This window comes from Ignavibacteriota bacterium, assembly GCA_016708125.1.
Classification (GTDB): domain Bacteria; phylum Bacteroidota; class Ignavibacteria; order Ignavibacteriales; family Melioribacteraceae.
The window spans coordinates 407343-428280 of record JADJGF010000001.1; the positions used below are offsets into that span (position 1 = coordinate 407343).

At 30.4% G+C, this 20938-nt stretch carries 17 protein-coding genes; 11 read left to right on the forward strand and 6 right to left on the reverse strand.

The window, feature by feature from the left end; translation table 11 throughout:
* Window positions 1-48 precede the first annotated feature (48 nt).
* Window positions 49-3237: a PD40 domain-containing protein gene (locus IPH62_01990; protein MBK7104036.1), complete on the forward strand. Its 3189-nt coding sequence runs from the start codon at window positions 49-51 to the stop codon at window positions 3235-3237.
* Here IPH62_01990 and IPH62_01995 read toward each other — a convergent pair.
* On the reverse strand, window positions 3234-3506 hold the full coding sequence (locus tag IPH62_01995) for a zinc ribbon domain-containing protein (GenBank protein MBK7104037.1): 273 nt from the start codon (window positions 3504-3506) through the stop codon (window positions 3234-3236). The two genes, IPH62_01990 and IPH62_01995, sit on opposite strands and share 4 nt — an antisense overlap.
* A gap of 104 nt (window positions 3507-3610) precedes the next feature.
* Between IPH62_01995 and IPH62_02000 the strand changes: the two genes are divergently transcribed.
* From IPH62_02000 to secD, 10 genes are all read left to right on the forward strand, one after another.
* Window positions 3611-4279, forward strand: a complete 669-nt coding sequence (locus IPH62_02000) for a hypothetical protein (protein MBK7104038.1) — start codon at window positions 3611-3613, stop codon at window positions 4277-4279.
* Between the two features lie 99 nt (window positions 4280-4378).
* Entirely contained in the window at window positions 4379-5326 is a 948-nt protein-coding gene (locus IPH62_02005) for a ribose-phosphate pyrophosphokinase (GenBank protein ID MBK7104039.1), read from the forward strand.
* Window positions 5327-5358: 32 nt separating this feature from the next.
* Window positions 5359-6003: a 50S ribosomal protein L25 gene (locus tag IPH62_02010; protein MBK7104040.1), complete on the forward strand. Its 645-nt coding sequence runs from the start codon at window positions 5359-5361 to the stop codon at window positions 6001-6003.
* 3 nt (window positions 6004-6006) lie between these two features.
* Window positions 6007-6609 carry an aminoacyl-tRNA hydrolase gene (locus IPH62_02015; protein ID MBK7104041.1) on the forward strand — a complete coding sequence of 201 codons (603 nt, stop codon included), beginning with the start codon at window positions 6007-6009 and terminating at the stop codon, window positions 6607-6609.
* A 4-nt stretch (window positions 6610-6613) separates the two neighbouring features.
* A complete protein-coding gene (locus tag IPH62_02020; protein MBK7104042.1) occupies window positions 6614-8680 on the forward strand; it encodes a sodium-translocating pyrophosphatase in 2067 nt (688 codons plus the stop codon).
* A 73-nt stretch (window positions 8681-8753) separates the two neighbouring features.
* On the forward strand, window positions 8754-9152 hold the full coding sequence (rpsF, locus tag IPH62_02025) for a 30S ribosomal protein S6 (protein MBK7104043.1): 399 nt from the start codon (window positions 8754-8756) through the stop codon (window positions 9150-9152).
* A 24-nt stretch (window positions 9153-9176) separates the two neighbouring features.
* On the forward strand, window positions 9177-9647 hold the full coding sequence (locus tag IPH62_02030) for a single-stranded DNA-binding protein (GenBank protein ID MBK7104044.1): 471 nt from the start codon (window positions 9177-9179) through the stop codon (window positions 9645-9647).
* Between the two features lie 11 nt (window positions 9648-9658).
* Window positions 9659-9868, forward strand: a complete 210-nt coding sequence (locus IPH62_02035) for a 30S ribosomal protein S18 (protein ID MBK7104045.1) — start codon at window positions 9659-9661, stop codon at window positions 9866-9868.
* Between the two features lie 9 nt (window positions 9869-9877).
* Complete coding sequence (locus IPH62_02040) at window positions 9878-10321, forward strand: 50S ribosomal protein L9 (GenBank protein MBK7104046.1); 444 nt, start codon at window positions 9878-9880, stop codon at window positions 10319-10321.
* Between the two features lie 177 nt (window positions 10322-10498).
* Window positions 10499-13528, forward strand: a complete 3030-nt coding sequence (gene secD, locus IPH62_02045) for a protein translocase subunit SecD (GenBank protein ID MBK7104047.1) — start codon at window positions 10499-10501, stop codon at window positions 13526-13528.
* A gap of 285 nt (window positions 13529-13813) precedes the next feature.
* Here the strand turns inward: secD and IPH62_02050 are convergent, their stop codons facing one another.
* Genes IPH62_02050 through IPH62_02070 form a run of 5 tightly spaced genes read right to left on the reverse strand, consistent with a single transcriptional unit; the run spans window position 13814 to window position 20933 of the window.
* Window positions 13814-16381 carry a SpoIIE family protein phosphatase gene (locus tag IPH62_02050; GenBank protein MBK7104048.1) on the reverse strand — a complete coding sequence of 856 codons (2568 nt, stop codon included), beginning with the start codon at window positions 16379-16381 and terminating at the stop codon, window positions 13814-13816.
* Between the two features lie 3 nt (window positions 16382-16384).
* The gene (locus IPH62_02055; GenBank protein MBK7104049.1) at window positions 16385-18052 is read right to left on the reverse strand and encodes a SpoIIE family protein phosphatase; all 1668 of its coding nucleotides are present in this window, start codon (window positions 18050-18052) and stop codon (window positions 16385-16387) included.
* Between the two features lie 6 nt (window positions 18053-18058).
* On the reverse strand, window positions 18059-18493 hold the full coding sequence (locus IPH62_02060) for an ATP-binding protein (protein ID MBK7104050.1): 435 nt from the start codon (window positions 18491-18493) through the stop codon (window positions 18059-18061).
* Between the two features lie 2 nt (window positions 18494-18495).
* On the reverse strand, window positions 18496-18849 hold the full coding sequence (locus IPH62_02065; GenBank protein MBK7104051.1) for an STAS domain-containing protein: 354 nt from the start codon (window positions 18847-18849) through the stop codon (window positions 18496-18498).
* Window positions 18849-20933: a SpoIIE family protein phosphatase gene (locus tag IPH62_02070; protein MBK7104052.1), complete on the reverse strand. Its 2085-nt coding sequence runs from the start codon at window positions 20931-20933 to the stop codon at window positions 18849-18851. Before IPH62_02070 ends, IPH62_02065 begins: the two co-directional genes overlap by 1 nt.
* Window positions 20934-20938 lie beyond the last annotated feature (5 nt).

The following is a 20938-nucleotide window of genomic DNA, read 5'->3' on the forward strand; positions in this document are numbered from 1 at the left end:
TTTTTATAATTATATAAATGTGATTCGGAATTTATAATGAAAATTACCATGAAATTATTTTTAGCAATTTTATTTTTCTCAAATATATTATTTGCACAGTTCGGGAAAAATCGAGTTCAATATAGAGACCATGAATGGTTCTATGTTCAATCAAAACATTTTGATATTTATTTTTCTGAAGGTGGAGATGATGCTGCCGAATTTACTGCACAAGCTGCAGAAGCCGCTTTGGAAGATCTTCAGAAAAAATTGGATTACCAGCTCAATAATAGAATTTCTCTCGTTGTTTATAATTCACATAACGAATTTCAAGAAACAAATACAACAGACGGATATCTTTCACAAGGAATCGGCGGATTTACCGAGCCATTTAAAAATAGAGTTGTATTCCCTTTCGAAGGATCATATAGCAAATACAGACATGTAATTCATCACGAATTAGTTCATGCTGTAATGCGCGATATGCTATACGGCGGAACAATTCAAAATATTATTGCAAAAGGAATTACTCTGCAATTGCCAATTTGGTATCACGAAGGAATGGCAGAATATTTATCAAGCGGATGGGAAACAAATTCTGATATGTTTATTCGTGATGCAATTATTAATGAATATCTTCCGGATATAAATAGGCTTGATGGATATTTTGCTTATAGAGGCGGACAAGCATTATTTAAATATATTGCAGATACTTACGGCGAGGAAAAAATTGCCGAACTTTTGCATAATGTAAAAGGAAAAGGAAATGTTATCGGAGGTTTCAAATCTTCAATTGGAATTGATCTTGAAGAATTAAATGAAAAATGGAAAAAAGAAGTTAAAAGAAATTATTGGCCGGAAATTGCTTCAAGAAAAGATCCAGATGAATTTGCAAAAAGATTAACGGATAATAAAAAACTCGGCGGATTTTATAATATAAGTCCGGCAATTTCTCCGCAAGGCGATAAAATTGTTTTCATATCAGATAGAAATATTTATTCAGATGTTTATATAATGAATTCGTTTGATGGAGAAGTAATAAAAAAAGTAATTGAAAGCGGTAGAACGGAGGACCTAGAAGAATTAAATTTACTTTTTCCCGCATTAACTTGGGCTCCGGATAATATAAGAATTGCACTTTCAAGTAAAAGTGAAGGTTCCGATGTAATAAAAATTATTAATACAGAAACTGAAGAAGATGAAGATTTGCCTTTTAAACTTCATGGAATTGAATCTGTTAGCTGGTCGCCGGATGGAAAAAATATTGCATTTTTAGGAAGCAATGCTAAACAATCTGACATCTACATTTACAATTTTGAAACTAGAAATCTTACAAATATTACTGATGATATTTTTAGCGAATATGTACCAAGCTGGTCGCCGGATAGTAAAAAAGTAATTTTTTCATCTGATAGAAATGGTTTTAATAAAAATAATTTTAATCAGGATGGTTTATCAATGTCAACTTTACAAGGATTTCAAATGGATCTTTATTTAGTTGATGTTGAAACAAAGAATGTTGATCGCGTTACCGATTGGCAATTCAGTGATGAAAAACAAGCAGTTTTTTCTCAAACAGGAAATGAAATAATTTTTATTTCTGACTTTAACGGAATTGATAATCTCTATAAAAAAAGAATAACTTTATCAAAAAATGATTCTGCAAATTCAATTTTAGAAACACCGGCAATTGCATTAACAAATTCGCTAAATAAAATTGAAAGTATTTCACTTTCTCAAGATGCAAAAAAATTAGTTTTCTCGGCATTTTATAATGCTGGTTTCAATATTTTTTTGATCAATAATCCGTTTGAAATGGAAGAAGTTAAGGATATTGAATTCACTAAATATATGAGTCAATTTTATGAAGATGAAATTCCTCAAGTTGAAGAAATAGCCCAGACTGAAATTCCGGAGGAAGGGAAAGAATTTATTTTTACAGACGATGCAAAAAAAGATTCTTCAGCAGAAAATAACTCAAAAATATTTATTGGTCAAATTATTGATCATGAAAAAGAATTGGAAGACACAATTAGAACAGATTATGCAGATTTTGTTTTTGCTAAAAATGATGTTTTTAAAGAAAACGAATTAGAAAACAAACCTCAGCTTTTATTCAGAGAAAAATTAGATGAAGAAGGAAATTTTCTAGTTAATAAATACAAAGTTGATTTCTCACCTGATTTAATTTACGCAAATGCCGGTTATAGTTCTTTGTACGGAGTTTTAGGCACAACAGTTTTATCTTTTAGCGATGTACTTGGAAATCACAGATTAGTTGGAACAACAAGTTTGCAAATTGATTTGAAAAATAGTGATTATGGTCTTGCATATTATTATCTGCCGGAAAGAATTAATTTTGGCGTTGCTGCATATCATACAGCAAGATTTGTTTATTTATCCGGATATTTCGGAAGCGATTTATATCGTTTTAGAAGTTACGGCGGAAATGTTTTTGCAAGCTATCCGTTAAACACATTTCATAGAATTGAAGCAAATTTAAGTATTCTAAGAGTTACGCGAGAAAATTTAGATTTTATTGAAGTGCCAGTTGAGAAAGCAACTTTTATAATTCCATCAATTAGTTATGTAAAAGATAATGTAATGTGGGGATACACTTCGCCGATCGAAGGTTCACGATATAATCTTACCCTAATGGGAAACCCCGGATTTACAGGCTCAAAAGAAAGTTTTGGAACATTAACTTGGGATTACAGAAAATATTTTAGATTTTTTTATGATAATGGATTTGCTGCAAGATTTTCCGGTGGTTATTCTTTTGGAATAAATGCTCAACGTTTCTTTATCGGCGGAACTGATAGTTGGATAAATAGAACATTTGCAACTCAAGATATTCCGTTAAATTCAGCATCAGATTTTGTTTTTCTTACACCAGCTCTTCCATTAAGAGGTTTTGATTATGCAGAACAAATTGGAACCAAATATTCGCTTGTGAATCTGGAATTAAGAATTCCTCTAATTAGATATTTATTAACCGGCGGAATTCCGTTATTTTTCCAAAATATTATTGGAACAGCATTTATTGATGCCGGAAGTGCGTGGAGTGACAATAGTCAACTTAGGTTTTTCAAAAAATCTTCAGAAGGAAAAACTGTTACTAATGATTTATTAATTGGCGGAGGATTTGGCGCAAGACTTTATTTCCTATTCTTATGGAAATTTGATGTGGCTTGGTCTTATGATGCTCAAAATTATTCTAAACCAAAATATTATATTTCTTTGGGATTAGATTTTTAATTTTCTGACGAAGGTTTGCTTTCTTTCTTTGTTTCTTTTGGCGTAGAACTATTTTCAGATTTTGCAATTGAATCTGAAGGTTTTTTAGAATTTTTATAATCCGTTTGATAAAATCCCGAACCTTTAAAAATTGGAGCAGCACCAGCTCCAATTAATCTATTTAATTTTCCAGAACACTTTGGACACACTTTTAATGGCTCATCAGTCATTTTTTGTAATTCTTCAAAAGTATAATTACATTCTGTACATTTATAATCATATGTCGGCATAAAAACCTCTGAAATTTGAGTGGCAAATTTATAGATTATATTTGTAAAATAAAATTTTATTTACAAATACTAATTCGCTATGTTTCCAAAAAATAGTTACGGTTATGAAAGGTATAAAATCTGCACTACTATTAGCATATTTTAGTTTTTTTCTAAGTTCTTGTTTAAACTACAATCAAGTTACAACTTTAAAAACTGATAATTCCGGAAAAATGTTTATCCATTATTGGGTGGAAATGGATCCCGATCTTGATTCTTTGCTCATAAATAAAATTGGATTGTTCAATAAAGAAAGTTTGACTGATAATTTTACTTCAACTTTTACAAGTATTAACTACGCAAATATTTTTAATGATTTTACCGATAGTACATTACACGCCCAAATTGAATTTGAATTTGTAAATTTTGATTCACTAAATCAGTTGAACTTTTTTAAACATTCAGAACTATCAATAATTGATGGACCTGATGAAACAAAAATATTTTCTCAATTTATTCAGCCAATTTCTACAACCTTTGGACTTTCCGAAAAAAATTATTCAATTACTTATACTTATTATCTACCCGGAAATATAATTAGGCATGATGCAAATTCACTTTCGAGAAATAAGCTCGAATGGAATTTTACTGCAAATGATATTGGAAATGGAAAAATTATTTCGGCTACCTTTATCCCCTTTAAACTAAAAGAAACACCAATTTGGATTTATGCATTAGCAAGTATTGTAATTTTAATTGTTTTAGTTTTTCTTCTTAAAAAAAGTAAAAAGTAGAAGAAAAATTACTATTTTTAAAAAATATCAAGTTTGACTTAACTTTTAGTTTTACTTATATTTATAGCTTGTATAAAAAATCGCAATTTAATTTTAAAAATGGCTGCTGCTGGTCCAAAAATTTTTTCTGGTTCTTCAAATCCGGAATTAGCAAAAAGAATCGCTAATTACATCGGAATTCCGCTAGGCGGCATTGACCTTAAAAAGTTTAAAGATGGCGAAATATGGGTAAAATTTAAAGAAAATATTCGCGGTGGTGATGTTTACTTGGTTCAATCTACACATCAGCCGGCAGAAAATCTTTTAGAATTATTAATAATGATTGACGCAGCAAAACGGTCTTCGGTTGCAACCGTAACAGCTGTAATTCCTTATTTTGGATATGCAAGACAAGATAGAAAAGATCAGCCGAGAGTAGCAATTACCGCAAAATTAATTGCAAACTTGATTTCAGTCGCGGGTGCAGATAGAGTTATAACAATGGATCTTCACGCTGCTCAAATTCAAGGTTTTTTTGATATTCCATCTGATCATTTATATGCTTCGTCTGTTTTTTTAGACGTATTTGAAAATCATTCTGATGATTTGGTTGTTGTTTCTGCGGATGTTGGCGGAATTAAATTAGCAAGATCTTACGCAAAAAGATTAAATGCAAATTTGGTTGTTATTGATAAAAGAAGACCAAAGCAAAACCAAGCTGAAGTAATGAATATTATTGGTGATGTAAAAGGTAAAGATGTTTTACTTGTTGATGATTTAATTGATACCGGCGGGACATTTATTTCTGCCATAAATGCATTAATTGAAAACGGTGCAAAATCAATTTACGGAGCAGTTACGCACCCTGTACTTTCAAGTGATGCTATAGAGAGAATAGAAAATTCAGCAATAACAAAACTATATGTTACGGATTCTATTCCTCTTAAAGAAAATGGAAATCTTAAAAAAATTGTAGTTCTTTCTGCTTCAAGGTTATTAGCTGAAGCAATTAGAAGAACCCACAATCATGAATCTATAAGTTCATTGTTTGATATTGATAAAGGTTAGAATTTAGAGTAATAATTGGAGTAAATAAAATTATGTCAGATATTAACATAATAGCGCAAAAAAGAGTAAAATCAACAAAAGGAGCTGTTAATCAACTTAAAAGAGAAGGAAACGTTCCAGGTGTTCTTTATTCAAAAGATTTGGAACCGTTAAATATTACAGTTAATGAGCTTTCTCTTAAACCTGTTGTTTATACTTCTGAAGTTCATTTAGTAAACTTAACAATTGAAGGCCAAGAAAATGTAAGATCAATTTTAAAAGATATTCAATTTCATCCTTTAACAGATAGAATTATTCATGTGGATTTTCAAGCGGTAACTCTTGGCAAAGCAATTCAACTTCAGGTTCCGGTTTCTTTTATTGGCTCTGCAATTGGAGTTAAAGAAGGCGGCAGAATTCAGCAAAATGTTCATAAATTAGATATTGAATGTTTACCAAAAGATATTCCCCAACATCTTGAAATAGATATTACAAATCTTCATATCGGAAAATCGATACTAATTAGTGATTTATCATTTGAAAATATTGAAATATTGAATTCAAAAGATACAGTTGTTGTTTCTGTTACATCTATTAAAGAAACATCTGATGAAGAAAAAACCGATTTGCTTCATGATACACCAAAAGAACCCGAAGTAATTGGAAAAGGTAAATCTCTAGAAGATTCTGAAGGATAATTTTTGAGATTAATTGTCGGAATTGGAAATCCCGGTAAGATTTATGTTGGAACCAGACATAATATAGGATTTTACATTTTAGATAATTTTGCTCATAAATTAAAAATTGATTTTTCTCCAACAAAAAGTGATTTTTGGCAAATGGAAAGTAGCTTAGATACTTTCCATTTTTTATTAATTAAACCAACAACTTTCGTTAATAATTCAGGATTGGTTGTTCAACAACTTGTTGATAAATTTCAATTAAATATTGAAGATTTATTAGTAATTTATGATGATGTTAATCTTGAGCTTGGGAAAATAAGAATTAGAAAAAACGGAAGCGACGGCGGACACAACGGAATTAAATCAATAATTTATCATTTACAATCTGATGAATTTCCAAGAATTAGAATTGGAATAAATGGAAATGATGAAAAAACTGATTTGGCAGATTACGTTTTAAGTAAATTTTCAAATGATGAAATCAAAACAATTCAAGAAAAACTTCCTTTTATATTCAGCTTACTTTCGGAATTTATTGTTAATGGATATGGAAAGATGTTAGATTATTTCAGTAAAGAATCAAACAAAAATACTTCCAAATTATCTCACAATGAGGAATGAATTTATGGAATTACTAATCTACATTATACCAGTTCTTGGCTTATCTGCACTTGCATTTTCATATTACAAAAACTCTTGGATTTCTAAAAAAAGCACCGGCACTGAAAATATGACCAAAATTTCTAAATACATTAGAGATGGTGCAATTGCTTTTCTTAAAACAGAGTACAAAGTTCTTTTCTGGGTAATTCTTGTTGTTGCAATTTTATTAGCATATTCAAATTCCGGAAACGAAGAATCTTCATGGTTAATTTCATTATCATTTGTTATTGGCGCATTTAGTTCTGGTCTTGCCGGATATTTAGGAATGAATGCGGCAACTAAAGCTAATGTGAGAACAACCGAAGCCGCAAGAATAGGTCTAGGCCCCGCTTTAGAAATTGCATTTTCCGGTGGAACAATTATGGGAATGAATGTTGTTGGTTTAGGTGTTTTTGGTCTCGGTATTTTATTTATTTTTTATTCAAATCTTAATTGGGATATTTTTAAAATAATAAATGTTCTTTCCGGCTTCTCATTAGGAGCTTCAACAATTGCGCTATTTGCAAGAGTTGGTGGTGGAATTTATACAAAAGCTGCAGATGTTGGAGCAGATTTAGCCGGTAAAGTTTATGAAGGAATTCCTGAAGATGATCATAGAAACCCCGCGACAATTGCTGATAATGTTGGCGATAATGTCGGTGATGTTGCCGGAATGGGTGCAGATTTATTTGAAAGTTACGTTGGGGCCATTGTTGGAACTATGGTTTTGGGTGCTGTTTTTGTTACGCCCGATGTTCCGGAATTAAAATTAGAAGCTGTAATTTTACCTTTAGTTTTAGCCGGAGTTGGAATTATACTTTCAATTTTAGGTTCACTTCTTGTAAGAGTTAAAGAAGGCGGAAATCCTCAAAAAGCTCTAAATTTTGGTGAGTTTAGTGCCGCCGGAATGATGATTGTTGCATCATATTTTATTATTACTTGGATGCTACCTCAATCATGGACCTACAATAATTTTGAATATACAAGTTTAGGAATTTTCTTTGCAACTTTAATCGGATTAGTTGCCGGAACTCTTATTGGACTTATTACTGAATATTATACCGGAACAGATTATAAACCAGTTCACAAAATAGCTTACCAATCCTTGACGGGTGCAGCAACAACAATTATTTCCGGTATGGGAGTTGGAATGAGTTCAACAGCACTTCCAACAATAATTTTAGCACTGGGAATAATTGGTGCATATGAATTTGCAAATTTATATGGAATTGCAATTGCCGCATTGGGAATGCTTTCAACTACCGGAATACAATTAGCAGTTGATGCATACGGACCAATTTCGGATAATGCCGGCGGTATTGCAGAAATGGCTGAATTACCAAAAGAAGTTAGAGAAAGAACTGATAAATTAGATGCCGTTGGAAATACAACTGCTGCAATTGGAAAAGGTTTTGCAATTGGTTCGGCTGCATTAACAGCTTTGGCATTATTTTCGGCTTACATGCAGCAAGCGGAAATTAATGTAATTGATTTGGCAAAACCAATTATTATGGGTGGATTATTTATTGGCGCAATGCTTCCATTTTTATTTTCATCAATGGCAATGGGAGCTGTTGGAAGAGCCGCAAGAGAAATGATTATTGAAGTAGGCAGACAATTTAGAGAAATTCCCGGTTTGCGTGAAGGAACTGCCGAAGCCGAATATTCAAAATGTGTTGAAATTTCTACGCAAGCTGCAATTAAAGAAATGATTTTACCCGGATTAATGGCAATTTCAGTTCCGGTAATTATTGGATTTATTTCAAAAGAAATGCTTGCCGGTTTATTAGCCGGAGTTACAGTTTCCGGAGTTTTAATGGCAATTTTTCAATCAAACGCCGGCGGAGCCTGGGATAATGCAAAAAAATTGATTGAAGGAAATTTAAATATTGATGGCAAAATGTACGGAAAAGGTTCGGAACCGCACAAAGCATCAGTTGTCGGCGATACTGTTGGTGATCCTTTAAAAGATACATCCGGACCATCACTAAATATTTTAATTAAATTAATGTCTGTAGTTTCCTTGGTAATTGCGCCATTAATTAAGTAAATTTACAGACTATTTTTTAACAACCCTGCTATTAAAAATAATTTTAATAGCCTAAAGGCCAAAGGGAGGAACAATGGCAACACGACATTATGAGAGTGTTGTAATTCTTAATGCAACGCTTGAAGATCCCCAAATTGAGGAAATTATTACCTCAATTCATCACCACATTAAAACAAATGGCGGTGAAATTACAGATGTAGAAAATTGGGGAAGAAAAAGACTCGCTTACGCAATTAATAATGCTAAAAGCGGATATTACCTAATCACCAGATTCATTGCAGCACCTTCAATGATTTCCGAATTTGAAAGATCACTCAAGCTTGATGAAAATGTTATAAGATATTTAACAATTTCATTGGATAAAAAGGCAATTGAATATCTCAAAAATGCCGCAAATAAAAAAGAAGAACCAGCTTCCGAACAAGGAACTGAGGTTCTTGAAAAATCAACGTTAGAATCAGTTAAAGAATAAAAAACGATTAGATGGAGGAAACAAATGGCTGAATTGAAAATGCCTGAATTAAATAATGTAATTGTAGCCGGCAATTTAACAAAAGATCCAATTTTCAGAGAAACTTCAAATAATACTCCTGTTGCTAATTTTCACGTTGCTGCAAATAGAAGATACAAAGACAGTAATAATCAGTGGCAAGAAGATGTTTGCTATGTTGGGGTTGTTGCTTGGAATAAATTGGCTGATAGCTGCAAAGATAGATTAAGAAAAGGCAGTGCTGTTCTTGTTGATGGAGAATTACAAAGCAGAACTTTTAAAACTGAAGATGGAAAAAATAGAACAATCGTAGAAATAAAAGCAAAACGAATACAATTTTTAAATAAATTAGGCAAATCAAATGAAGAATTTCCAGATGCAGCAGCTGAAGATTCTGATGACAGCTTAATTGAAGATACATCGTTTGATAAATTTCTAAATGATGAAGAGTCAAACCTTATCAATGATGACAAATAATTGAGGTAAAAATGAAAAATAAAAAAGCTCGTAGAGTTATAGACGAATACATCGATTACAAAGATGGAAAAAAACTTATTAAATTTATTTCTGACCAAGGTAAAATTATTCCAAGAAGAATTACCGGATTAAGTGCTAAACAACACAGAGAACTTGTTAGAGCAGTTAAAAGAGCAAGACAAGTAGCAATTTTACCATTTGTTTCAGAAGCAGTTAAGTAGGAGTAAATAATGAAAGTAATACTTAGAAAAAATTATGATCAACTTGGTAAAATTGGCGATCTTGTTGATGTAAAAGACGGATTTGCAAGAAATTTTTTATTACCAAGACAGATTGCATATATTGCAACAAAAGGCAATATTAGATCTTTAGAAGAAGAAAAGCAACAAATTGTAAAAAAAGAAGCAAAAGAACTTACTGCAGCAAAATCACTTGCGACAGAATTAGAAAATGTTTCTATAACAATTCCTGTTAAAGTTGGTGAAGAAGACAAAATTTTTGGATCTGTTACAAATCAAATGATTGCAGATGCTTTAAAAGAAAAGAAATATGATATTGATAAAAGAAAAATTGATTTGGAAGAACCAATAAAAGCTTTAGGAATTTATAGTGTTAACATTAAATTACATCCGGAAGTTAGTGCTGTAGTAAAAACTTGGGTTGTAAGAGAATAGTATTGTATTGATGAAAAATATTAAAGCCTTCAGAAATTTTTATTGAAGGCTTTTTTTATTTAATAACAGATTGATGAAGTAACTCAATCCGTGTTTTAATTGATTTTCTTATCTCATCTATCTATATTTTCACACTTATTTTAAATAAAACTATAATTAATTTACACTGTGGGCATTATGAAAGAGTTAAGATTTAGGTCAATATTAGTAATTGCAGCAGTTGCACTTAGTGTTTACTTGCTGTACCCTACTTTTCAGGATTATAACAACAATAAAGAAATTGCAAAAACAGTTAATAATCTGAAAGACAGTATTAAAACTTCAAATAGTAATTTATCAGATGAACAAATCCAAAATATTCTTGAATATAAAGAAGACAGTATTCGCGTTGCTGATCCAGATATTAAAGCAGCAAGAGAAAAACGAATTAAATTAGGTCTGGATTTACAAGGTGGAATGTACCTTGTTATGGAAGTTAATACTGCTAAATTACTTGAACGACTTGCAAAAGATCCGGATTTACAATTCCAAAATATTCTTAAAGAAACAACAGAAATTGCAAAGACTTCTGATCAGGATTTTGTTTCAATTCTTTCCGGAAAACTTGCTGAAAACAATATTAGACTCAGCAGATATTTTGGATCAATCAGACAAGAAGATTCAGAAATAATTGATGAACTTACAGAACAAGAATCTGACGCTGTTACAAGAGCTATAGAAATTATCAGAAACAGAATTGATCAATACGGAGTTTCGGAACCGTCAATTCAAAAACAAGGTGCAAGAAGAATTATTGTTGAATTGCCGGGCGTTGCAAAAAAAGAAGAAGCTAAAAATCTTTTGCAAGGCAGAGCAATGTTGGAGTTTAAATTGGTAAAGGATGCAGAATTTACTTTTCCAATTATGAATAAAATAGATGAAGTTCTTGCAAATTTAAATAAAGACACTACCGAAGTTGCTATTGAAGATTCATTACTTTCCGATACCGAACTTTCTGCAGAAGAATCTGCTAAAAAACATCCATTCTTTTCTGTTGCACGATTGATTTCTCAAAATAGTGCTGATGCGATTGTTGAAGAAGGCAAAAAAGATTTATTAAATAATTTGCTAAACCGAGCGGAAGTAAGAAAAGTTATTCCGGATAATGTTGAATTTGTTTATTCGGCAAAACCTTACGCTGTACAAGATGGAATTACTTATTATGTTTTGTATCTTGTAAATAAACAAGCTGAGCTTACTGGCGGAGTTATTGTTGATGCTCAGGCTAATATTAGTCAGCAAACAACTGCCCCGGTTGTAAATATGCAAATGAATTCGGAAGGTGCAAGAGAATGGGCAAGAATTACCGGTGCAAACGTTAATAAAAGATGTGCTGTGGTTTTAGATGGTTTTGTTTATACCGCACCAAATATTAATGAAAAAATCCCATCCGGAAGTTCACAAATCTCCGGAATGGATGATTTGGAAGAAGCCAAATTAATTGAAATTGTATTAAAAGCCGGTGCTTTACCAGCCCCAGTTGATATCATTGAAGAAAGAACAGTTGGTCCGTCACTTGGGCAAGATTCAATCAATCAAGGTTTTAATTCAACAATAATTGCTTTTATTATTATTGCATTTTTCATGTTCATATATTATAAAAAATCTGGCGCATTTGCTGATTTAGCATTATTGTTTACGATTTTATTTATTATGGGAATTTTGGCAGCCTTCAATGCAACTTTAACTCTTCCCGGCATTGCTGGTATTATTCTAACAATTGGAATGGCGGTGGATGCTAACGTTCTTATTTTTGAAAGAATTAGAGAAGAATTAACAACCGGAAAAACTGTAAAAGCTGCTGTTCAAGGTGGTTTTTCACATTCCTATTCCGCAATTTTTGATTCAAACATTACATCGTTTTTTACTGCAGTAATTCTTTATCAATTTGGAAGCGGACCAATTCAAGGATTTGCATTAACTTTGATGATAGGAATCCTTTCAAGTTTATTTTGCGCATTAGTTATTACAAAATTATTATTTGAGTTTATGATTGCTAAAGGATATGCAATTAATATAGGAAGCAGATCGAGAATATTCGATAAACTAAATTACAATTTTCTTGGTAAAAGAAAAATTGGTTATATACTTTCCGGATCATTACTTGCAATTGCAATTATTAGTTTTCTAATTAGAGGCGTTGAATTAGGAATTGATTTTAAAGGCGGTTCTGAAATTGCTGTTCAATTTGCAAAACCTATTGAAATTACAGATGTTAGACAAGAACTAAGTTCTATTGGATTGGGAAATGTTGAAGTAAAAACTTTTGGTGATGATTCCGGTGTTTTAGTTAGAACAGAATTGCAAGAAATTCCTAAAAATTTAGTTCCGAATGTAATTTCAACATTGGATAAATCAATAAATAAATATTTTCCGGGTGTACAAAAAACAATTGTTGATTCTTCTTTAAATTCATTTACATTTGAATTTCCATCAGTTGAAATTACTAACTCTCTTATAGAAAAACTTTTTGTTGATGGATTTCAAACTTCAAGAGCGACTGACGATATTGAAAACCGAAGAATGACAGTTAATTTAACAATTGCAGATTGGATTAAAGAAAATTTAATTCAATTACACTCTGATAATCCTTTCCAAGTTTTGAAAGAAGAAAAAGTTGGACCTAAAGTTGGCGAAGAATTAAAATTTGATGCAATTGTTGCCGTTATACTTTCACTTATTGTAATCTTAATTTACTTAGGTTTCAGATTTAAATTTGGATTTGCGCTTGGTGCGGTAATTGCCCTTTTCCATGACGTTTTAATTACTCTCGGAGCATTCTCGTTATTGTACGGATTGATACCTGGACTTAATTTAGAAATTTCTGTAAGTGTGGTTGCGGCCTTTTTAACTTTAGTTGGTTACTCAATTAATGATACTGTAGTTGTTTTTGATAGAATTAGAGAAGATATTAAAATACACAAAACTGCTAATATTGAAGAAATAATGAATAAAGCTATAAATAAAACGTTATCAAGAACCGTAATTACAAGCTTAACTACTCTATTTGCAGTAATTGTAATTCTAATTTTCGCCGGTGAGGTTTTAAGAGGTTTTGCATTCTCATTATTCTTCGGAATTATAATTGGTACATATTCATCAATTTTTGTTGCGAGTGCATTCGTTTTAGAATATGCAAAAAAACGCGGACAAAAAATTCAATTCTAAATTGAATATTATTTTAGTAAAACAAAAAGGCAACTAATAAGTTGCCTTTTTTTATTTCTACAAATTCAGTAAAAAATTTGATTATAATTTTGCTGATGGCTTTGTAATATTGAGTAAAGCTTTGTGAGAATTCGATAATTTGAAAAGACAAAAACGAAAAACAGATGTTCGTTATTTGGAATTCCGGCGTTTTTAATAAGAAGAGAAATCTAATAATTAAAGTAAGAGATGTCTCATCAAAAACAATTCGACATGACAAATCTCTAATACTCAATAAAATAAAGATTATAAAACTTTTAATACTACCATTGTAATATCGTCATTGGGTTCTGTATTACCTCTAAAAACTTCTAAATTTTGTATTGATAAATTTAAAATTTCTTTTGCGCTTAGATGAGATTTTTCTTTTATCACTGAAATAAGTTTATCATAACCAAATAAATCATTATTAGAATTCATTGCTTCGTTTACGCCATCTGAAGAAAAAATAAAAATATCATGCGGAGAAATATTAACTTCCAATTCTTCCAAATTATTTTTGAACAAATCTCCACTTTCTAATCCAATACCAATTCCTTTTGGTTTTATATATTGCACAACTCCATCTGTAATTTTTAAAGTTGGAGTATGACCGGCTCTGCAAATTTTTATTTGCCTTTTTGCAACATCAATAAATGCAACCGTTAATGTTATAAACCATTGTTTATCAATATTTCCGGTGATTCTTTTGTTTAATTCATAGAGAACTTCTTTCGGCGATCTGGTATCAGTGCAGAAAAGTTGTATCATTGTTTGAAGTTTTGACATATAAAAAGATGCGGAAAGTCCTTTGCCGGAAACGTCTCCAACAACAATAAACATTTGCGTATCTGTAATTTTAATAACATCATAATAATCGCCGCCGACTTGCATTGCGGGAATCATAATTCCGGAAATATCTAAATTATTTAATTTCGGAATATTAATTGGAAGCAATCCTTCTTGTATTTGACGCGCAACAACTAATTCCCTTTCGAGCTTTATTTTCTTGGCTTCTTCTTCATACAATCTTGCATTTTCTAAAGAAACAGCCGTTTGATTTGCCGCAGCAATTAATAAATCAATATCTTTCCCGGCAAATTGCGCTCCCGAATGTTTCAATCCAAATAATAATAATCCAATAATTTTCTTTTTAATATAAAGCGGAATTATTGTATAAATTCCTTCTGCAATTAATTCTTTAGAAACACATGGAAAAATATTTTCAAACTCGGTTTGATCAAATGCAATTGGATGTTTAAGTTCTAATTTTTCATTTATTTTCAATTCAATTACATTTTCACAATTTGTAAATGTTAAATTTTTATTTTGAAAACCGTCTTCCCTTTTCAGAATAAATTCATTTGTGTTAAAATCTTTTATTGCAATTCCAAACTTTTCAACTTTTAAAGAATCAACAAATGTTTCTAAAACCGAATCTAAAATATTATCCATTCCAACAATTGTAGAAATATCATTGCTGAATTTCATCAAAACTTTTTGATACGCAAATTGTTCCGGATAAAAATATTTTGTAATTACATTTTGAAATCTGTCTTTTGTCGATTGAAAAATAAGCGCAAAAATTATGAAAATTCCTCCGGCAACAACGCCTTGATATTCCGAAGTTACAGCTTCACTTATGTACTGACCCAAAACATAAATTATTAAAAAATAACTTCCGGCAATTGTAATTGTTGCGGTTCCGTAGAGAATTGTGTTTTTTAAAACATCGCTTACATCCAATAATGAATATCTGAAAATCGAATATCCAAAACTTAACGGAAGCAGAATGATTAAAAATATTGGTAGATAATATTCCGGATTATTAAATATAGAATCAGCTAAAACATTTGCAAATGTATTTACATAAATAATTGAAATTACTCCAACGGTATAGCCGATCAATACTACAAATATTGAAGCTCGTTCGGTTGGATCTTTTAATTTCATAAAACTTCTGAATAGAGAAATTAACCCGATTATTAATGCAATAAGAATGGAAACATTTATAAATCCGATAAGTATGAAAGTTGATTTATTATCAAAAACATTTGAAGTTGCAAGCGGATAATAAACAAAATATATTCTTGAAATTACAGCAACTGCCGCAAAAATTGTTGGCGTAATAATCAAAAATTTTGAAGTGTATTTCTTTTTTATAATTTTTGTTTCAAGCGGAAATACCCAGAAAAAATAAATAAAAATATACGGAAGAAATATTGATGAAATTACCCAGCTTAGATCTGCAAAAAGCGTTAAAATTTTATACTCAAAAAATGGATTTAATAATTGATTTCCGGAAAAAAGGTAAACTGTATTTGAGAGAACAAACAGAGCTCCAATTCTATAAAATAATAATTGCGGAAATCCATAAGGTTTTGATGATAAAACTACAAATCCAACCGCAAGCCAAATTATGCCAAGAATTGCAAAAGCCAATCCGCCTATATCAATAATTTTCTTTACTTTAATAGTTGTGTCAAAAACTTTTCCCTCTCTTGAAACTGTAAAAACAAGCGAATCGCCGGTTGGTTTTCTATCTGCCAAATATGAAGCGTGAAATAAATTTCTTAATTTTTTACCGTCAATTTTTAAGAAAGTATCGCCGTCTCTAATTCCTGCATTCCAAGTTATTCCATTATGTTTTACCAAATCGAAATAAATTCTTAAACTGTCTTTACCAATTTTTTCTTGCTTCCACAAACATTCATCATTTGTTCTTGGCGTAATATTCAAAATAAAATACAGATTAATAAATCCTATTATTCCAAGTAATATTGTTACCGGAAGAATTATTTTTTTTCTGTATTTTGCTAAAAATTTACTTAACATAATTTATTTTATTTTTAGTACAAGACACGTAATATCATCAGATTGTTCTGATCCTTTTGTATGAAGATTTATATCTTCTAAAATATTGTTCAATATCATTTTCGAATTTTGATTAAAACAATTTAACATAAGATTTTCCAATCGTTCATCGGTATATTCATTATTGTTAAAATCCATTGCTTCGGTAATTCCATCCGTAAATAATAAAATTACATCTTCAGAATTTAAACTTATAGTTTCCATTTCGTACGGAATTATTGTTTTCATTACGCCAAGAATCATTCCGCCTTTTCTTAATTTTTTAATTCCGTCTTTGTTAACCAATAACGGCGGATTGTGTCCCATATTTACATAAGAAAATTCGTTTGTAATTGAATCAAAAATTCCCCAGAAAAATGTTATAAAACTTCCGTTTGTCGTATTCTCAGAAACAACATCATTCAAAAAATTAGACGCTTCTTGCAGTTTATAGTTCTGCTTATAAATTGCTTTAAGAAATGCTTGAAGATTTGCCATTAACAATGATGCTTGAATTCCTTTGCCGGAAACATCTGCAATTGCAATTAGTAATTTATTTTCAGTAAGCTGAACAACATCGTAAAAATCTCCGCCTACCATTTTCGCGGTTTTATTAATTGCTTCAATTTCAAACTTTGCTGATTTTGGTAATTTGCGCGGAAGTAAATTTCTTTGAATATTTTTGGCAATTTCTAAATCTTTTTCAATTTTTTGTTTTTCCAATGCTTGCTGAAAAAGTAAACTATTTTCAATTGAAATAATTGCCAAACTTGCAACAGATGATAAATATTCCAAATCTGATTGAGTATAATCTTTGTTTGATAATCTTTTGCCAAGAAAAATAATTCCTTTTGTAACATTTTTAATTATCATCGGAATTATAACTTCAATTCCAATTTTTTTTAATTCATCAAACTTGGGCGAACTGCTTGCGTGAATTGGGGATGAGACAGATTTACACTCGCAATGATTTATTAAATCTTCCAAAAGTTTATTGTTGAATTTACTTTCAAGAATATTAAAATTTTCATTTTGAATTAATACAATTGCAAATTTTGAAACAAGCATTTGCGCACTTATTGCAAAAGTTAACAATTTTGAAACTCTATCAATATCCAAAATACTGCTGAATTCTTTTCCTAAATCAAACAATGAATTTAATTGATTTATTTTTCCATCGAGCTGTTTGTTAATTTCATTTAGTTTTTCAAAATTTTGAATATTCTTAATTGCGGCACTTCCAATTTTTACAATTGTTGAAAGAAATAATTTGTCTTCTTCATCATAATCTTTTTGAGAAAGTTTTTTACCTAGTAAAATAAATCCAATTACTTTATCTGTTGAAATAATTTGTTCGTAAATTTTAATATTTTCTTGAAGAAGTAAATCATCAAAATTTCTATCTAAATTATTTACAATCAAATTTGAAATTCTTTTCGCATCAATTTGAGTAAAACCTTTGTAAAGTTTAGGCTCAAGGTTTTTCTCATCAAAAAGTGCAATAATTCCTTTTGTAGTATGAAGTTTTCCGAAACAAGTTAAAAGTAAATTGTTGAGTGCAAAATCTAAATTTAAATTTGAGTTTATATTATTTGAAAAATCAACGAGAGCAGAAAAATTACGAAGTGCAATGTTACTATTTGGTAAATTCATTATAAATTATGAAAGATATTTGACAAGCGTAACTTTGTTTTTCTTGTCTTTTGGTTGAGAATATTTTACCTCATCCATTAATTTTTTCATCAGAAACATTCCTAATCCGCCGACTTTCTTTTCTTGATAATATTTTTTCAAGTCCGGTTCCGGAATTGAAGTTGAATTAAAATGTTCGCCATTATCTGTAATAGAAACCGAAAATTTGTTACTTTTCACGGAAATATTAATTCCAATTTTTCCTTTATTAGAATATTTGTAAGCATGTTTAATAATATTTGTGCAAGCTTCATCAGCAGCTAAAACAATTTTTCCCGATGTATCATTGTCAAAACCGGCATCTTTAGCGGCTGTGCGGATAAAATCTCTAATTACAGATAAATTATCAGTACTGCTTTTAACTGTAATTTTTTTAATTATATTTTTTCTAAAATCGTTCAATGTTATTTTGCCTGGATGAATTTTTCAATTGCATCTTTTTCATCTTTAAAGAATTCATACAATAAAGGAAATCCTAATAAATCAAAAATATTGTACACTTCATCTTTAAGATTGCTAAATTTAATATCGCCGCTATTTTCACGCATTGTTTCTACATAAGCCATAAAAACTCCTAAACCGGCACTGCTTATATATTGAAGGTCTCGAAAATTTACTACGACTTTAAATTGCTTACTATCAATAAGCGAATTAAAAGCATTTTCAAGCTCGGGCGCTGTGTGTGCATCTAAAAATCCTTTTACATTAAGCACACTAACTTTGCCAACACCCTCCTTACGAACATAAAAATCTGCCATTAACTTTCTCCCTCTATTTTGTGGGAATTCCACTTTAATAAAACTAACGTAATATCATCATGCTGAGAATTATTTTTAGAAAACGTTGTAACGGATGTCATAATTTGATTTGATAATTCATCAACAGATAATTGGGAATTTTTATTTATTACATCTTCCAATCTATTGTAGCCAAATTCTTCTTTATTTTCATTTAAAGCTTCATTAATTCCATCTGTAAACAATATCAAAATATCGTTATTATTTAGTTTAATTTCCATTTCTTTTATATTGTTACTGAACTTACTTGTAAAATCTAAACCAAGCCCTATTCCTTCGGGAATTAATTTTTCTACATTATTTCCGTTAAAGTAAAAAAGCGGCGCATGACCCGCTCGTACAAAATTAAAAATTCCATTTGAAGTATCAATAATTCCATAAATTGCAGTAACAAAACTTTTTTTCGATAAACAATTTTCCAAAATGGAATTTGCTTGAATTAGTATTTCCTTGGGATTATTTATCAATTTAGAAAGTGAGGAAAATACTCCTTTAACTTCCGCCATAACAAATGCTGCTTCAATTCCCTTTCCGGAAACATCCGCAATTACAATTCCCAATTTGTTTTCATCAATTTTAAAGAAATCGTAATAATCGCCTCCGACTTCAAACGCCGGAACGAACAAAGCAGAAATTTCTAAATTTTCACATTTAGGTGTTTGCTGTGGTAAAATTTTATATTGAACATCTCGCGCAACATCCAGCTCTTTTTCTAATCTTTCTTTCTCAATCGATTCTTCCAAAAGTTTTGCATTTTCAATTGCAACAGATGCAATTCCCGCAAATGTGCTTACCGATTTGATGTCTTCTTCTTCAAACATTCTGCTGCTTTTTCTTGCGGAAAATAAATATCCATTATTTTTATTTTGAATTAATAATGGTGCTGAAACTACTGATTTTATTGAATGAGGTAATTTATGTTTCTTATCAAATATTTGTAAATCCGTTGTCTTAACATCATTTTCAATCAACAAATTATTGTTCATCAAAAAAGTAGAAATATGATTTGCATCAACCAAACCAATTCCGGAAATTGAGTGAATATCAAATCCGCTATTTTTTTTAATTACAATCCAAGCAGAATCAGAATTACTTACTTTAATTGTTGTTGAAGTTATTGTTTCCGAAAGTTCTTCAAAATCAAAAACTTGGCTCATCAAAATACTTATATCTTTAAGGCTTGTAAGTTCTTCGGATTTTCTATCAATAGCTTCTGCGGTTGGAAGATGAAATAAAGTTGTGAAAAATATTATTGTAAAATAAATTATTCCGTACAGCATTACTAAACTTGCAAAATATTCAAGCGCCGGTGAGAAGTTTCTGATAATGCTGAAATCTTCTTCTTGTGTTGTTGCAAAATTTATTGCGGATAATGAAATCAACAAAACAGAAATTACCAAAAGTGTAATTTTTTGTTTTTTATTTAGAAATGCAATCCATGCAACTCGCAATGAATTTAGAAAAATTAATCCGATTGATATTGCAAAAAATGTGTTATAAATAAAATCAAAATCGCCGTCTGCAATTACAATAATTCCATTCCCGGTTTTTGTAACATTTAAAAATGATGCGGAAAGTGAAGTTAAAATTATAAATATAATTAGTGTATTGAAGTAAACACTTGGATCTTTTTTCTGCCGGTGAAAGCAAAGTTTTTTGTAAACGGAAAATATGTATGCGAGTGAACCAATAAAAATAAAAACAATAAATGTTGAAAATAAAATGTAAACTAATCCCGATGAAATTCCCGCATTACTTTCGTCAAATAGCCAAGATGTAATTGAAATTATGAAGAATATTAAAGCGTTTAAAATTCCAACATTTACAACAAGCGAAAGCGGTTTGCTTAATTTGGGATCAATAAATTCTATAACATAATTTACCCAAGCAAATACGCTTATTAAAACAAGAAGTTCGTTTATTAATAAAAATAGAATTGAATCATTAACCGGAAAAATAATTTTGAAAATAAAAAATACTATTGAAATGAAAACGGCATTTTCTAATTTTTTATTTCCGAATGAATGAGAATTTTTGATTTGCAAAATTA

Excerpts from the sequence above, each read along its gene's own strand:
- IPH62_01990 (MBK7104036.1), top strand. The coding sequence starts at position 49 with ATGAAATTATTTTTAGCAATTTTATTTTTCTCAAATATATTATTTGCA.
- IPH62_01995 (MBK7104037.1), bottom strand. The coding sequence starts at position 3,506 with ATGCCGACATATGATTATAAATGTACAGAATGTAATTATACTTTTGAA.
- IPH62_02000 (MBK7104038.1), top strand. The coding sequence starts at position 3,611 with ATGAAAGGTATAAAATCTGCACTACTATTAGCATATTTTAGTTTTTTT.
- IPH62_02005 (MBK7104039.1), top strand. The coding sequence starts at position 4,379 with ATGGCTGCTGCTGGTCCAAAAATTTTTTCTGGTTCTTCAAATCCGGAA.
- IPH62_02010 (MBK7104040.1), top strand. The coding sequence starts at position 5,359 with ATGTCAGATATTAACATAATAGCGCAAAAAAGAGTAAAATCAACAAAA.
- IPH62_02020 (MBK7104042.1), top strand. The coding sequence starts at position 6,614 with ATGGAATTACTAATCTACATTATACCAGTTCTTGGCTTATCTGCACTT.
- rpsF (MBK7104043.1), top strand. The coding sequence starts at position 8,754 with ATGGCAACACGACATTATGAGAGTGTTGTAATTCTTAATGCAACGCTT.
- IPH62_02030 (MBK7104044.1), top strand. The coding sequence starts at position 9,177 with ATGGCTGAATTGAAAATGCCTGAATTAAATAATGTAATTGTAGCCGGC.
- IPH62_02035 (MBK7104045.1), top strand. The coding sequence starts at position 9,659 with ATGAAAAATAAAAAAGCTCGTAGAGTTATAGACGAATACATCGATTAC.
- IPH62_02040 (MBK7104046.1), top strand. The coding sequence starts at position 9,878 with ATGAAAGTAATACTTAGAAAAAATTATGATCAACTTGGTAAAATTGGC.
- secD (MBK7104047.1), top strand. The coding sequence starts at position 10,499 with ATGAAAGAGTTAAGATTTAGGTCAATATTAGTAATTGCAGCAGTTGCA.
- IPH62_02050 (MBK7104048.1), bottom strand. The coding sequence starts at position 16,381 with ATGTTAAGTAAATTTTTAGCAAAATACAGAAAAAAAATAATTCTTCCG.
- IPH62_02055 (MBK7104049.1), bottom strand. The coding sequence starts at position 18,052 with ATGAATTTACCAAATAGTAACATTGCACTTCGTAATTTTTCTGCTCTC.
- IPH62_02065 (MBK7104051.1), bottom strand. The coding sequence starts at position 18,849 with ATGGCAGATTTTTATGTTCGTAAGGAGGGTGTTGGCAAAGTTAGTGTG.